The organism is Leclercia sp. LSNIH3, assembly GCF_002935105.1.
Classification (GTDB): domain Bacteria; phylum Pseudomonadota; class Gammaproteobacteria; order Enterobacterales; family Enterobacteriaceae; genus Enterobacter; species Enterobacter adecarboxylatus.
Genome location: NZ_CP026387.1, coordinates 3054565 through 3068155, shown reverse-complemented (window position 1 = coordinate 3068155; position 13591 = coordinate 3054565). Strand labels below are relative to the sequence as shown.

Genomic DNA, 13591 nt, shown 5'->3' with positions numbered 1-13591 from the left:
TTATGGAAGATTCACGTCAACCACAAGGGCCCGCAAAAAACGTCCTCGGTATCGGACAGCGGATTTTAACCACTCTCGTCGGCATCGCGGAGACGCGTATTCGCCTGGCAGTGGTTGAACTGGAAGAAGAGAAAGCAAACCTCTTCCAGCTGCTACTGATGTTGGGGTTGACCATGCTCTTCGCCGCTTTTGGCCTGATGAGCCTTATGGTATTGATTATCTGGGCAGTCGATCCGCAGTACCGCCTGAATGTGATGATTGGCACAACCGTGGTACTGCTGCTTGCCGCCCTGATAGGTGGCATCTGGACGATGCGCAAAGTGCGCCACTCCACCCTGCTCCATCATACCCGTAAGGAACTGGCCAACGATCGGTCATTGCTGGAGGATGAGAAAAAGTGAGCAGAAGCAGATCAGAACGTCAGCGAGAGAAGGCATTTTTGCTGAGCAAAATCCAGCAGCAACGGATTGATCTGTCAGCGAGTAGCCGTGACTGGCTGGCGGTGACCCACGCTTACGATCGTGGCTGGAATACGTTCCTGAGCCTCCGTGCCTGGGCACTGGTAGGGAGCAGCATTCTGGCGGTGCGGGCAGTCCGACATCCAAACAGGCTGATCCGCTGGGCGCGCCGTGGCTTTGGTATCTGGAGTGCCTGGAAGCTGGTTAAATCGACCATCAGCCAGCAGCAGTTACGCAAATCCGATGCGCACTGACGTTACTCTCTGCCTCACCCGGTAAAGCGCCTTCTGGCGCTTTACTTTTTTGTGCCACCCCTTCTTGCTCAATATCTTTGATAAAGATTGACAGTTTTCCTTGCTAACAATCGCCCTTCGCCCCGTTTATGATTCTCTCCATCGACAGCGAGACCGCGGCATACGCCCGATTTTGCACATAAAAGAGTATTTACAGCCCAAGTGGTTCCCTGGAGAGTAAGATGAAAAAATTAGAAGATGTTGGTGTATTGGTTGCGCGTATCCTGATGCCAATCCTGTTTATTACTGCAGGCTGGGGCAAAATCGGTGGTTATGCCGGGACGCAACAATATATGGAAGCGATGGGCGTTCCGGGGTTCCTGCTGCCGCTGACCATTCTGCTTGAGCTTGGCGGTGGTCTGGCGATTCTGTTCGGTTTCCTGACCCGCACCACGGCGCTGTTTACCGCAGGCTTCACCCTGCTGACCGCGTTCCTGTTCCACAGCAACTTTGCGGAAGGCGTGAACTCTCTGATGTTCATGAAAAACCTGACCATCGCAGGCGGTTACCTGCTGCTGGCCATCACCGGGCCGGGTGCATACAGCATCGACCGCGTTCTGAATAAGAAGTGGTAAGCACGCTATACTGAATCAAAAAGCGAGGAGATATCTCCTCGCTTTTGCTATCTAAGGAGGAAAAGATGGGACAACTCGTAGACGGCGTCTGGCAGGATACCTGGTATGACACCAAATCCACCGGGGGACGCTTTAAGCGTTCCGTTTCGGCCTTCCGTAACTGGCTTACCGCCGACGGCGCGCCTGGCCCGAGTGGCGAAGGCGGCTTTGCAGCAGAGAAAGACCGTTACCATCTCTATGTCTCGCTTGCCTGCCCGTGGGCGCACCGTACGCTGATCGTTCGCGCCCTGAAGGGACTGGAATCACTGATCCCCGTGTCAGTCGTGCATCCGTTGATGCTGGAAAACGGCTGGACCTTCGGCAACGATTTCCCGGCAGCCACCGGCGATTCGCTCTATCACCATGATTTTCTTTATCAGCTGTATCTGCGCACCGATCCCCACTACACTGGCCGGGTCACCGTTCCGGTACTGTGGGACAAAAAAAATCAGACCATTGTCAGCAATGAATCGGCAGAGATCATCCGCATGTTCAATACCGCGTTTGATGCTCACGGCGCCCGGGCCGGCGATTATTATCCGCCAGCGCTGCGCGAAAAAATTGATGACCTCAACAGCTGGATCTACGACAACGTTAATAATGGCGTCTATAAGGCCGGATTTGCCACCAGCCAGGAAGCTTACGACGAAGCCGTGAACAACGTCTTTGCCTCGCTGGAGCGCCTGGAGCAGATCCTCGGTCAACACCGCTATCTGACCGGCGACCAGCTGACCGAAGCCGATATTCGTTTGTGGACCACCCTGGTGCGTTTTGACCCGGTTTACGTGACCCACTTCAAATGCGACAAACACCGGATCAGCGATTACCTCAACCTGTACGGTTTCCTGCGTGACATCTATCAGATGCCGGGGATTGCGGAGACGGTCGATTTTGACCACATCCGTAACCACTATTACCGCAGCCATAAAACCATCAACCCGACGGGCATCATCTCCATTGGCCCGTGGCAGGACCTGACTGAACCACACGGTCGCGACGCGCGTTTCGGCTAAACCCCCAGGGGCGCTTCTCAGGCGCCCTTTACCCCTCTTTTATTCCCGTCTATGCTTTATTTGATCCCTTAGAAAACAAGTGATTAATTGCTGCTGAGGCCTTGTAAAATGGACTGGTATCTCAAAGTACTGCGAAATTATGTTGGGTTTAAAGGTCGCGCCCGCCGTAAAGAGTTCTGGATGTTTACGCTGGTGAACTTCATTCTGATTTGCGTGCTGGGACTGATCGACAAAATGCTGGGCTGGGAGCGGGCTGGCGGCGAAGGCATTCTCACCACGGTGTATGGCCTGCTGGTGCTGATCCCGGGGTGGGCGGTGCTGTTTCGCCGGTTACATGATACCGACAGGTCGGCGTGGTGGCTGTTGTTGGTGCTGATCCCGGTGCTCGGCTGGCTGGTTATCCTGATCTTCAACTGCCAGCGCGGAACCCCCGGTGAAAACCGTTTCGGGCCGGATCCGCTGCGAAACGAGTGAGAAATTGCCCGGCGGCGCTGCGCTTGCCGGGCGTAAAGATTACTTCTGAACGAACAGTTTCTGGATCTCACGCAGACACCAGGATTTGGCTTCACCCATGCTGTCACGACGCCACGCCATAATAATATCCACTTCACTGGTGTACTCCGGGCTAACCACCCGCAGCCGCCCTTCGGCAATATCTTTTTCCACAAAAGGATACGGCATGGTGGCCACGCCCAGCCCTGCCAGCAACGCCTGACGCTTGTCTTCCAGAGTACTGACGGTCAGACGCGGCTGCTTATCCAGCAACTGCACGGTTAACACCGGACGTTCGCGGGCGGTATCTGCCACCGCCACGCCGCGATATTTTACGCGGGTCACTTCCGACAGGGGTTCTGGCTCCTGATGGATCGGATGATCCGGGGCCGCCACGTACACATTCAGCACTTTATAGAGCTTGCGGGAGTTGATCTCAGATGAGGAGCGGAAGTGCATGTCCGGCGCGATCACGATATCGGCCCGACCCTGCTCCAGACGTTCCCACGCCCCGGCGAGCACCTCGGTGATGATCGACAGCTGAGTGTTGGCTTTCTCTGCCAGGCGATCCACCAGCGGATAGAGCGCAGTGGTGGGCACCAGCGCCTCGGTGACCAGCGTCAGGTGCGTTTCCCAGCCGCGGGCCAGCGCTTCGGCGTCGGTGGTCAGCTTATCTGCCGCTTCCAGCAGCACGCGACCGCGCTCCAGCAGCATTCGCCCTACGTTAGTGAATTTTGTTCGATGACCGGAGCGGTCAAACAGCACCACATCCAGCTCTTCTTCCAGCTTCTGCATGGTGTAGCTCAGGGCAGATGGCACGCGCCCAAGTTCATCTGCTGCTGCAGCGAAGCTACCGCGTCGATCGATTGCGTCCATCACCCGCAGTGCTTCAAGGGTCAATGCTCTCTCTTTAGCCATGGCGTTCTCATTCAGGAAATTTGAACATACCGGGCAGAATATCTGGCTAACAATGCAGCGTCCATACCTTTACCATTGTTTTAGTGTAAAGAGAGGTCAAGTTTATGATTACGACAAGAACAGCCAAACAGTGCGGAAAAGCCGATTTCGGTTGGCTGCAGGCCCGCTACACCTTTTCCTTTGGACACTACTTTGACCCGAAACTGCTGGGCTATGCCTCTTTGCGTGTACTGAATCAGGAGGTACTCGCACCCGGGGCCTCGTTCCAGCCGCGTACCTATCCGAAAGTGGATATCCTGAACCTGATTCTTGAAGGCGAAGCAGAGTATCGCGACAGCGAGGGCAACCATGTCCAGGCGAAAGCCGGTGAAGCATTGCTGATAGCCACCCAGCCAGGCATTAGCTATAGCGAGCACAATCTCAGCAAAGATAAGACGCTGACGCGGATCCAGCTGTGGCTGGATGCCTGCCCGGAGCGTGAAAATCCACCGCTGCAGAAGATCGACCTGCAGGATGGTAAGCAGCAACTGCTGGCCTCCCCAGACGGCAGCGCAGGGAGTTTGCAGTTACGCCAGCAGATTTGGCTGCATCATATCGCGCTGGATAAAGGGGAGCGTTTGAGTTTTCAGCTGCATGGCCCACGCGCCTATCTGCAGTCCATTCATGGTACGGTGCATGCGTTGACGCCAGCCGAAGAGCGGGAAGCCTTGACCTGTGGGGATGGGGCATTTATCCGCGACGAGGCGAATGTCACGCTGGTCGCCGATACGCCTTTGCGCGCATTGCTGATAGATTTGCCGGTGTAAAACGTCTCCTCTCTCTGTCAGGAGAGAGGAGCGTTATATCAGGACGCCTTCTGCGCCATGATTTCGATAATCTGCCGGTCGGTCGCCTGCATCGAACGGCACGCCAGTGAGCAAAGATTGGCAATGGACTGTTCAACATCCTGCGCCACAATCCCTTCGTTGCCGGTGACAGCTGAGTCATCGAGCGCCATCAACACTGCCTTCCAGGCGCTGCCCACGCTGGTTGATACCTTCATGGCACAGCTGTTAGACGCCCCGTCACAGATCATCCCGCTGACATCACCAATCATACTGCTTATCGCCATTACGATAGCCTTATAGCGGCCATCCAGTAGCCATGCCATGCCTGCTGCCGCGCCCATAGCGGCAGTGGTGGCCGCACACAGCGCCGACAAACGAGGAAGCTGGTAGTGGATGTAAATCGCCGACAGGTGCGAAAGCATCAGCGCCCGCGCCAGTTTTTCGTCATCAGCCTGAACATGCTCAGCCACCACCAGCACGGGCATGGTGGCCGTGATCCCCTGATTACCCGACCCGGAATTGCTCATGGCGGGCAGCGTCGCTCCGCCCATGCGGGCATCCGACGCGGCGCTGGTGCGGATCACAATCGCCGATCCTAACCCCTGAGCGACAAAGCCACGTGCCTGCTGTTTCTGCAAGGTCGCGCCGATATGTAACCCCCACTTGCCGGTTAATCCCTCCCGGGACAGCGCATCGTTCAGGCGCGCCGCCTCCAGAATAAAACGGATCGCCGGGAACGGAACCTGCTCAACAAACTCCAGGATCTGCGACAGCGTGGTGCGCGACAGTACCGCCAGCGGATCGTCTGTGCAACATTCCGGTTGCTCATCGAGCCTGAAACGGGTTTCACCCTGGCAGTCGATCTGCACCACCCGGGTATGGCCTCCCGCAATGGTGACGCTTGCCGATCTCTCCCCGGCATAAACACGGGCACGGGAATAGAGGATCTCGTCGCAGGGTTCCTGCAATTTCACCTGCACCTTTCCGGCCGTGAGTAACGCTTTTGCCCGGGCGATGGTCGCGCCAGAGGCGTCTTTTAACACCTCCAGCCCGCCCCGGGCATTGCCACCGATTGCACCCAGCGCGGCAGCAATCGGCAGCCCCACCATTCCGGTGCCAGGCACCGTCACACCCAGTCCATTTTTCATTAAATTGGGTGAAACCCACGCCTCGATATGCGTAATCTCCCCGCTCAACTGTTCAGCCGCAATGGCACAGGCCAGCGCCAGCGAGACAGGTTCAGTGCATCCTAATGCAGGTTTAACCTCTTCCTGCACCGCGTGAATAAACAGGTCCCATAAAGGATTCATTTGCTCAGACATCGTTACGACCTTCGTTGCGCCTCAGGAAAAAGCGAGGAAAGGAGAAACACAAAGCAGCAGTCCGGTGATGATGATAATCGCCAGCGAGACGCCTTTATATTTGTGCAGCGCAGGGACTTTGTAGACCAGCCACGCCGGAATTAAGCAGCCCACCATGCCAAAGATAGGGCTACAAATAGAGGTGAAGCTCAGCACCGGCGCGTTTAATACGATGGCGCTCCAGGCCAGCAGAATGGCGAAGACCATAATGCCGCGCTGTACGGTACGTTCATTGATTTTTTCGGCTGGCATTTTGCGACGCAGGATATTCATGACGATCCCCTGGGTGGCCTCGCGAAAGCCGAGATAGACGCCAAAGAAGGCCGTCATCACCGCAAAAATATTCAGCACCACGCTGACGATTTTGACCCAGCCCGCGCCGTCACCGCTGATAAACTGCGCGGCGATCGCCAGGGCAGAGATATTTTGCTCATAGGCTTTGACCGCTTCGTCATGCCCCATCGCCAGGGTGAACGAAACCGCATAGAAAAAGACGGTCACAAACAGAATGCCAAACGCGATATTCATCGCCCGCAGGGCTTTGTACCGCGCCACTTCGATCGATTTTGAGCGTGAGCGGTAGGAGATCACCATCGGACTGAGGGTCTGGATAAACAAAATGGAGGTTAAGGTAAAGGGCAGCGTAATAATGGCGTTTTTGATCAACAGCCCCATCGGCGGCAAGGTGCCTGTATTATAGAGATGCCACATGCCGATCATCGACAATCCTAACGCCGCCACCACCAGCAGTTTGGTGAGCACCATCAGGCTGGACACTTTGAACAGCATTTTTTCCCCACGCGACGAGATCGCCACCAGGATACAGATCAGGAATAAGCCATAGAAGGGGTTCTCTGACAGCAGGCCGTCAGTGATGCCGAAGGTCTGTAGATAGGATGCGCTGTCGTTGGTGATGGCAGTGGAGTAGACGAACATCCAGATAACCAGCATCACAAAATAGAGTGCCCCTAATAAGATGCCCCAGTTTTTGCCTAAATAGCCGCTAATCACGCTGGGGTAATCTTTGCACTCCGGTGATTCCGCCAGCGTGTTAATAAACAACCGCTGAAACAGATACATGGCAGGGTAGCCGATAACAGATGAGAGAAGAAAAACCCATAGCCCCATCAGGCCAACCTGCACCGGAAGAAAAACAATGCCCGCGCCAATGGCCATCCCAATACTCATGATGACCCAACCGGTGTCATTACTGTCGAATTTAATGGCCTCCTGCCATTCACGCTCACTCATTCCTGCCCGTCTTGCCGCCGGGGAGTCGTTCACAATCACGCTGCTGTTTGTCGCCGTATCCATTAGGCTCTCGCTTATTTTGTAGGGTAGACAGTTATTTTTATGGGTATCCGCTCATCAGCGATAATGAGTCAGAGAGGTGCAGGCGCGTGTTATTGGAATGGAAAGATCATAGCGAGAGAGACGGAGAAAAAAGTCACAACATTAATCAGGTTTTTCTGAGGCGGAAGAAAAAATTACTCTTTATTAGAGGGAAATAATGGCCTTTTTTCTCATTGTGACGCACTTCAAGAAATAAAAAACCCGCGACATGCGCGGGAAGAATTTTGGCCTTAACCCTAAATACCCCATTGCCTTGACGATTTGCGCCCGGCCCCCGGCATGCTGTTCCGGGGGCCGGGACTGGCTCACATCGTGTGGGTGAAGGTACGGGAGATCACATCCTGCTGTTGCTCGCGCGTCAGGGCGTTAAACCGCACTGCATAGCCCGAGACGCGGATCGTCAGGTTCGGGTAGTTCTCAGGATGTGCAATCGCATCCATCAGCATCTCCCGGTTCATGACATTGACGTTCAGATGCTGCCCTCCTTCGACAGACGCTTCATGATGGAAGTAACCGTCCAGCAAGCCCACCAGGTTGGTTTTGCGCACCCCTTCGTCTTTGCCCAGCGCCTGCGGCACAATGGAGAAGGTATACGAGATACCGTCTTTGGCGTAGGTGAATGGCAGCTTCGCCACGGAGGTCAGTGAGGCCACGGCGCCCTTGCGGTCGCGCCCGTGCATCGGGTTGGCCCCTGGCGCAAACGGCGTGCCGCCACGACGACCATCCGGCGTGTTCCCGGTCTTTTGACCGTACACCACGTTGGAGGTAATGGTCAGGATCGACTGCGTCGGCACCGCATTGCGGTACGTCGGCAGGGCCTGGATCTTCTTCATAAAACGCTCAACCAGGTCGCAGGCAATACTGTCCACACGGTCATCGTTGTTGCCGTACTGGGGGTACTCGCCTTCGATGACGAAATCGACCGCCAGCCCCGTGTGGTCGCGCACCGGTTTGACGGTCGCGTATTTGATAGCGGACAGGGAATCCGCGGCCACGGAAAGGCCAGCCATGCCGCACGCCATGGTGCGATGCACATCGCGGTCGTGCAGCGCCATCAATGAGGCTTCGTAACTGTATTTGTCGTGCATATAGTGGATCAGGTTCAGGGCACTGACGTACTGCACTGCCAGCCAGTCCATAAAGTGATCCAGACTCGCCATGACGGTGTCGTAGTCCAGCACGTCGTCCAGCAGCGGCGCGGTTTTCGGGCCGACCTGGATTTTCAGCTTCTCATCTACCCCGCCGTTAATGGCGTACAGCAGCGTTTTGGCCAGGTTTGCGCGTGCGCCAAAGAACTGCATCTGCTTGCCGATCACCATCGGGCTGACGCAGCAGGCGATGGCGTAATCATCGCTGTCAAAATCCACCCGCATGAGATCGTCGTTTTCGTACTGCAATGACGACGTGGCGATCGACATCCCGGAGGCGTATTTCTTAAAGGCGATCGGCAGCCGTTCGGACCACAGGATGGTCAGGTTCGGCTCAGGTGCAGGCCCCATAGTGTGGAGCGTGTGCAGGTAGCGGAACGACGTTTTGCTGACCAGCGTGCGGCCATCCAGCCCCATCCCGCCGATCACCTCCGTCGCCCAGATCGGATCCCCCGAGAACAGCGTGTCGAACTCCGGGGTGCGCAGGAAGCGCACCATGCGGATCTTCATGATGAAGTGGTCGATCAGCTCCTGGGCCTGGATCTCATTCAGCCGCCCTGCCTGCATGTCGCGTTCAATATAGATATCGAGGAAGGTGGCCGTGCGGCCCAGCGACATCGCCCCACCGTTCTGCGATTTCACCGCCGCGAGGTAGGCAAAGTAGAGCCACTGCACCGCCTCCTGCGCGTTCATGGCTGGACGGGAGATGTCGTATCCGTAGCTTGCCGCCATCTGCTGGATTTGGAGCAGAGCGCGCTTATGCTCGGCTAACTCCTCCCGCAGGCGGATCGTCGCTTCCAGATCTTCCCCGCGCTCCAGGCGGGGCTGAAGATCGGCAAATTGCAGTTCACGTTCGCGCACCAGATAACTGATGCCGTACAGCGCCACCCGGCGATAGTCGCCGATGATACGCCCGCGACCGTAGCCATCCGGCAGGCCAGTGAGGACACCCGATTTGCGACAGCGCATCATCTCTGGCGAATAGACGTCAAAAACGCCCTGATTGTGGGTTTTACGCAGATGGGTGAACAGGTATTCGAACTGCGGATCCATTTCACGGCCATAGGCTTCAAACGAGCTGCGGATCATATTGATCCCGCCGTAAGGATGCAGCGCCCGCTTGAGCGGCTTATCCGTTTGCAGACCGACCACTTTTTCGCGTTCTTTATCGATATAGCCCGGCCCGTGCGCGGTGATGGTGGTTGCCACGTTGAGGTCAAAGTCCACTGGCGCATGGGTGGCATTTTCCTGACGGATGCCTTCCATGACCTTCTGCCACAGCGCCGTAGTGGCAGGCGTCGCCGGGGCCAGGAAGGCTTCGTCGCCTTCATAAGGGGTATAGTTATGCTGAATGAAATCGCGCACGTTAATGCTGTTTTGCCAGTCGTTACCGCAAAAGCCGGCCCACGCGTCGCTGTAGGGGGCGACACGGGTATCAATCGTTACCTTCATAATGTTCTCTCTGTATCAGGCGTACGCCGCAGCCAGACCAACCTCTCCCAGACGGAGGGCATCCAGCGCGATCATTTTTTCTTCGTTAGTGGGGATCACTGCGCAAACCACCCGGGAGGCCGCGGCGGTGATCACCCGCTCGCCTTCGCTGTTTGGCAGGGCATTTCGGTTGCGATCCAGTTCGATCCCGAACACGTGCAGATGGTCTGTGAGCAGCTGGCGGATGAGCACCGAGTTTTCACCAATTCCGCCGGTAAAGATGATGCCGTCCAGCCGGTGTAGGGAGGCGGCATGTCCGGCGATGTGGCGCGCGATACGGTGGACAAAGACCTCAATCGCCAGTCGGGCGCGCGCGTGCCCGTCGTGCCAGGCTTTTTCCAGCGTGCGCAGGTCAGAAGAGAGGCCGGAAATCCCGAGCAAACCGGACTCTTTATTAACGACGCGCCCGAGATCCTCCAGCGATTGCCCGGTTTGTTGGGCAATCCACGTTATCGCGCCGAAATCGACATCGCCACTGCGCGTGCCCATCATCAGTCCTTCCAGCGGCGTCATGCCCATTGAGGTATCGACGCTCTGCCCGTTACGTACGGCACAGACAGAGGCCCCGTTGCCAAGATGGGCGATGACCAGGCCACTGTCTTCCGCCGGGAGATCCAGTAACTCCTGCGCCTGCCGGGCAACATAGCGGTGCGACGTGCCGTGGAAACCATACCGGCGCACGCCCAGTTCCTCGAAATAGCGGTACGGCAGCCCATACAGATAGGCCTGGGGCGGCAGCGTCTGATGAAAACTGGTGTCAAACACCGCCACCTGCTGTACGCCCGGAAATAAGTGCTGTGCTGCTTCTACGCCGCTGAGGTTGGCATAGTTGTGCAGCGGAGCCAGGGGGGAAACCCGCCGGATCTGTTCAATAACCGTTTCGGTGATGAGGGTGGACTCGCTGAAGAGGCTGCCGCCGTGGGCGATGCGGTGGCCAATCAAGGCCACGCTGCTCATCAGATCGCGCTTTTCCAGCTCGAGGGCGATGGCTGCCAGCGCCCCTTCGTAGTCCTTGCGAGCCAGATTCACTGGCTCGCCCCCATTCACGGAAATAAAGGCGTTCTCTGTGTTCACGCCGTCCGCCAGCCCCGTCACCAGCGCATCGCAGCTTGCCGCATCCAGCACCGAGAACTTCACCGAAGACGATCCACAGTTAATTACCAATACCACCGGAAATTCAATCATGTCATTACTCCGCTCTTCCTGAGCCTTAAATCAGAACAGTTTGTAGACGATATTCAGGATGGTCAGCAGCCCCACCAGAGTGACGAAGATGTTCTCGGTTCTGCCTTTGTACTTCGCCAGCGCAGGCGTCTTGCGGATGGCATACATCGGCAGCAGGCACAGCAGAGAGGCGATAATCGGCGCGCCCATGGCTTCGATCAGGTCGAGAATGTTCGGGTTGGCGTAAGCCACAATCCAGGTGGACCCCATGATGAAAATCATGCTGATGGTGTTCAGTTTGCCGACGGAGACTTTTTTCTTGTCGCCCTTGTAGCCAAACTTCAGTACCAGGCCGTTCAGCCCTTCCAGCGTGCCCAGGTAGTGGCCGAAGAAGGATTTAAAGATGGCCACCAGCGCGATGATCGATGCGCCGTATTCCAGCACGGTGGCGAAGGTTGATTTGGTGCCGGACAGCGAGGCAAAGTGGTTTGCCAGATAGGAGAGCACCGGAATGTTCTGTGCTTTGGCTTCCGCCATGTTCTGCGGAGAGAGGGTAAACAGGCAGCTAAAGGCGAAGAACATCACCACCGCCACCATCAGCATGCTGGCGCGGCCGATAATTTTGGAACATTTCTGCTCGGTAAAGTCTTTGCCGAACTCCCCTTCGTACTCTTCACGCTTCGAGACCACAAACGAGGAGACGATAGGTGAGAAGTTAAAGGAGAAGACCATGATGGAGATCCCCAGCCAGACGGTGACCAGGATGCCATCGTGGCCGGTAAAGGAGATGTCGCTCAGGTTCACCTGATCGATGACCGCAGAGTTCCAGTAGGGGATCAGCGACAGCGAAATCAGCACCAGACTGGCAATGAACGGGAACACCAGCCAGCTCATCACTTTCACCATCAGGTCTTTACCAAACCAGATAACGAACGCCATCAGCAGCAGCAGGAACAGGGCGACAAAGCCACGGTTCAACGCAGGCATCTGGAGTTGGTTTTCCCAGAAGGTCATAAAAGTGTTGGTAATAGTGACGCCGTAGATCCACAGCAGTGGGCAAATGGCAAAGAAGTAGAGGAAGGTGATCACCACCCCGCCGGTTTTACCGAAGTGCTCTTCCACCGTCTCGGTGATATTCCCGGACGGATTGCTGCCGGACAGGCACAAACGCGCCAGCGCCCGGTGGCAGTAAAAGGCGATAGGATAGGCCAGCACCAGCATCAGTAAAATGGGGATCAGGCCGCCAAAACCGGCGCGGATAGGGAAGAACAGCACCCCTGCGCCAATGGCCGTACCGAACAGCCCGAGGGTCCAGGTGGTATCGGATTTCCGCCAGGAGGCGGTTTTTGTCTGCCCAATGATAATGCTTTCAGTATTGCTCATAGGAGGTCCTTTCAGGCATCAACTAAGCCAGTGATGTGTGAAACGCGGGAGAGATCGATATTGCCGCCGGAAATAATGCTCACGGTTTTGCGGCCCTGAATGTAGTGATCCAGCTTGCCGCTTAATAGCGCAGCGGTAGCCAGGGCGCCTGCACCTTCGGTGACCACTTTGTTACGCTGGATGAGGGCGATCATGCTGTTGCGAATATCGTCTTCGCTCACCAGCACAATGTCGTCCACTAATTCCTGCACAATTTCGAACGTTAATTTGCCCGGGCGGGAAACATCGCAGCCGTCGGCTAATGTCCCGGCGGTGCGGTGGTTCATGATTTCACCGGCAGAATAAGAAGAGGCCATACCGTGAACATTTTCAGCCTGCACGCCGATAATATTGATGGTTGGATTAATGGATTTAATGGCGGTGGCAATCCCGGCAATTAACCCGCCGCCGCCGATGGGCACAATGACATTATCCACGTCGTACAGATCTTCCAGAATTTCCAGACCAATAGTGCCTTGCCCGGCAATGACCAGTGCGTCATCGTAAGGAGGAATGAAAATACGCCCTTCCATCTCGACAATTTCACTCACTTTGGCAATGGTGTCGTTGAAGTTGTCACCGTGGAGCACCACTTCCGCCGAATAATCGCGGGTGGCCGCGACTTTGGATTTTGGGGCACCCTTCGGCATTACCACTTTTCCGTCGATACCCAACATGGCGCAGGAGAGCGAAACGCCCTGTGCGTGGTTCCCAGCGGAACAGGCCACTACCCCTTTGCGTCTTTCGGCCTCGGTCAGCGAACTTAATTTATTAAACGCGCCGCGGATTTTAAAGGAGCCGGTACGCTGCATATTTTCAAACTTCAGGTATATTTCGCCCTTACAACGTTCGCTTAAATAATTTGAGCGCGGCATACCGGTTTTATAAATTCGACCTGCAAGGCGTTTACGCGCGGTTTGTATATCTTCAAGCGTTACCGGGAGTTGATAAGTAATGTGCATAAAACCCTCTTAATAAGCGTTAATATTTTTAAGCAACGTTCAGCCGTGGACGAATGCGTTAACATTCGCCAGATG

13 protein-coding genes are annotated in these 13591 nt (G+C 55.9%); 6 read left to right on the top strand and 7 right to left on the bottom strand.

From position 1 onward, the window contains the following. Window positions 1-2 precede the first annotated feature (2 nt). The 5 genes from C3F35_RS14945 (at window position 3) to C3F35_RS14925 (ending at window position 2852) form a co-directional block, all read left to right on the top strand. Window positions 3-401: a phage holin family protein gene (locus C3F35_RS14945; protein ID WP_032614329.1), complete on the top strand. Its 399-nt coding sequence runs from the start codon at window positions 3-5 to the stop codon at window positions 399-401. Next, on the top strand, window positions 398-712 hold the full coding sequence (locus C3F35_RS14940; protein ID WP_032614331.1) for a YqjK-like family protein: 315 nt from the start codon (window positions 398-400) through the stop codon (window positions 710-712). The genes C3F35_RS14945 and C3F35_RS14940 overlap by 4 nt, the downstream gene beginning before the upstream one ends. Before the next feature lie 221 nt (window positions 713-933). Next, window positions 934-1326 carry a DoxX family protein gene (locus C3F35_RS14935; RefSeq protein WP_032614333.1) on the top strand — a complete coding sequence of 131 codons (393 nt, stop codon included), beginning with the start codon at window positions 934-936 and terminating at the stop codon, window positions 1324-1326. A gap of 65 nt (window positions 1327-1391) precedes the next feature. Continuing rightward, window positions 1392-2378 (top strand): glutathione S-transferase family protein, encoded by a 987-nt coding sequence (locus tag C3F35_RS14930; protein ID WP_103792802.1) that lies wholly within the window; start codon window positions 1392-1394, stop codon window positions 2376-2378. A 108-nt stretch (window positions 2379-2486) separates the two neighbouring features. Then, window positions 2487-2852, top strand: a complete 366-nt coding sequence (locus tag C3F35_RS14925; protein WP_032614337.1) for a DUF805 domain-containing protein — start codon at window positions 2487-2489, stop codon at window positions 2850-2852. Window positions 2853-2891: 39 nt separating this feature from the next. On the opposite strand, the gene yhaJ is transcribed toward C3F35_RS14925, so the two are convergent. Continuing rightward, window positions 2892-3788 (bottom strand): DNA-binding transcriptional regulator YhaJ, encoded by an 897-nt coding sequence (gene yhaJ, locus C3F35_RS14920; protein WP_032614339.1) that lies wholly within the window; start codon window positions 3786-3788, stop codon window positions 2892-2894. 104 nt (window positions 3789-3892) lie between these two features. Between yhaJ and C3F35_RS14910 the strand changes: the two genes are divergently transcribed. Next, window positions 3893-4594, top strand: a complete 702-nt coding sequence (locus C3F35_RS14910) for a pirin family protein (RefSeq protein WP_103792800.1) — start codon at window positions 3893-3895, stop codon at window positions 4592-4594. Window positions 4595-4632: 38 nt separating this feature from the next. Here C3F35_RS14910 and C3F35_RS14905 read toward each other — a convergent pair whose 3' ends face one another. The 6 genes from C3F35_RS14905 to tdcB all read right to left on the bottom strand — a co-directional run bounded on the left by C3F35_RS14905 (window position 4633) and on the right by tdcB (window position 13516). Beyond that, a complete protein-coding gene (locus C3F35_RS14905) occupies window positions 4633-5937 on the bottom strand; it encodes an L-cysteine desulfidase family protein (protein ID WP_103792799.1) in 1305 nt (434 codons plus the stop codon). Window positions 5938-5958: 21 nt separating this feature from the next. Further along, the gene (locus C3F35_RS14900) at window positions 5959-7290 is read right to left on the bottom strand and encodes an amino acid permease (protein ID WP_032614345.1); all 1332 of its coding nucleotides are present in this window, start codon (window positions 7288-7290) and stop codon (window positions 5959-5961) included. 344 nt (window positions 7291-7634) lie between these two features. Continuing rightward, window positions 7635-9929 carry a formate C-acetyltransferase gene (gene pflB, locus C3F35_RS14895; RefSeq protein WP_077226321.1) on the bottom strand — a complete coding sequence of 765 codons (2295 nt, stop codon included), beginning with the start codon at window positions 9927-9929 and terminating at the stop codon, window positions 7635-7637. A 15-nt stretch (window positions 9930-9944) separates the two neighbouring features. Further along, window positions 9945-11153 carry a propionate kinase gene (gene tdcD, locus C3F35_RS14890; RefSeq protein WP_103792798.1) on the bottom strand — a complete coding sequence of 403 codons (1209 nt, stop codon included), beginning with the start codon at window positions 11151-11153 and terminating at the stop codon, window positions 9945-9947. Window positions 11154-11183: 30 nt separating this feature from the next. Further along, on the bottom strand, window positions 11184-12515 hold the full coding sequence (gene tdcC / locus C3F35_RS14885; RefSeq protein ID WP_077226319.1) for a threonine/serine transporter TdcC: 1332 nt from the start codon (window positions 12513-12515) through the stop codon (window positions 11184-11186). An 11-nt stretch (window positions 12516-12526) separates the two neighbouring features. Further along, entirely contained in the window at window positions 12527-13516 is a 990-nt protein-coding gene (gene tdcB / locus C3F35_RS14880) for a bifunctional threonine ammonia-lyase/L-serine ammonia-lyase TdcB (protein WP_032614354.1), read from the bottom strand. Between the last annotated feature and the right edge of the window lie 75 nt (window positions 13517-13591).

Coding starts and splice junctions, on each gene's coding strand:
- C3F35_RS14900 (WP_032614345.1), bottom strand. CDS start 7,290: ATGGATACGGCGACAAACAGCAGCGTGATTGTGAACGACTCCCCGGCG.
- C3F35_RS14930 (WP_103792802.1), top strand. CDS start 1,392: ATGGGACAACTCGTAGACGGCGTCTGGCAGGATACCTGGTATGACACC.
- tdcB (WP_032614354.1), bottom strand. CDS start 13,516: ATGCACATTACTTATCAACTCCCGGTAACGCTTGAAGATATACAAACC.
- C3F35_RS14925 (WP_032614337.1), top strand. CDS start 2,487: ATGGACTGGTATCTCAAAGTACTGCGAAATTATGTTGGGTTTAAAGGT.
- tdcD (WP_103792798.1), bottom strand. CDS start 11,153: ATGATTGAATTTCCGGTGGTATTGGTAATTAACTGTGGATCGTCTTCG.
- C3F35_RS14905 (WP_103792799.1), bottom strand. CDS start 5,937: ATGTCTGAGCAAATGAATCCTTTATGGGACCTGTTTATTCACGCGGTG.
- C3F35_RS14945 (WP_032614329.1), top strand. CDS start 3: ATGGAAGATTCACGTCAACCACAAGGGCCCGCAAAAAACGTCCTCGGT.
- pflB (WP_077226321.1), bottom strand. CDS start 9,929: ATGAAGGTAACGATTGATACCCGTGTCGCCCCCTACAGCGACGCGTGG.
- C3F35_RS14935 (WP_032614333.1), top strand. CDS start 934: ATGAAAAAATTAGAAGATGTTGGTGTATTGGTTGCGCGTATCCTGATG.
- yhaJ (WP_032614339.1), bottom strand. CDS start 3,788: ATGGCTAAAGAGAGAGCATTGACCCTTGAAGCACTGCGGGTGATGGAC.
- C3F35_RS14910 (WP_103792800.1), top strand. CDS start 3,893: ATGATTACGACAAGAACAGCCAAACAGTGCGGAAAAGCCGATTTCGGT.
- tdcC (WP_077226319.1), bottom strand. CDS start 12,515: ATGAGCAATACTGAAAGCATTATCATTGGGCAGACAAAAACCGCCTCC.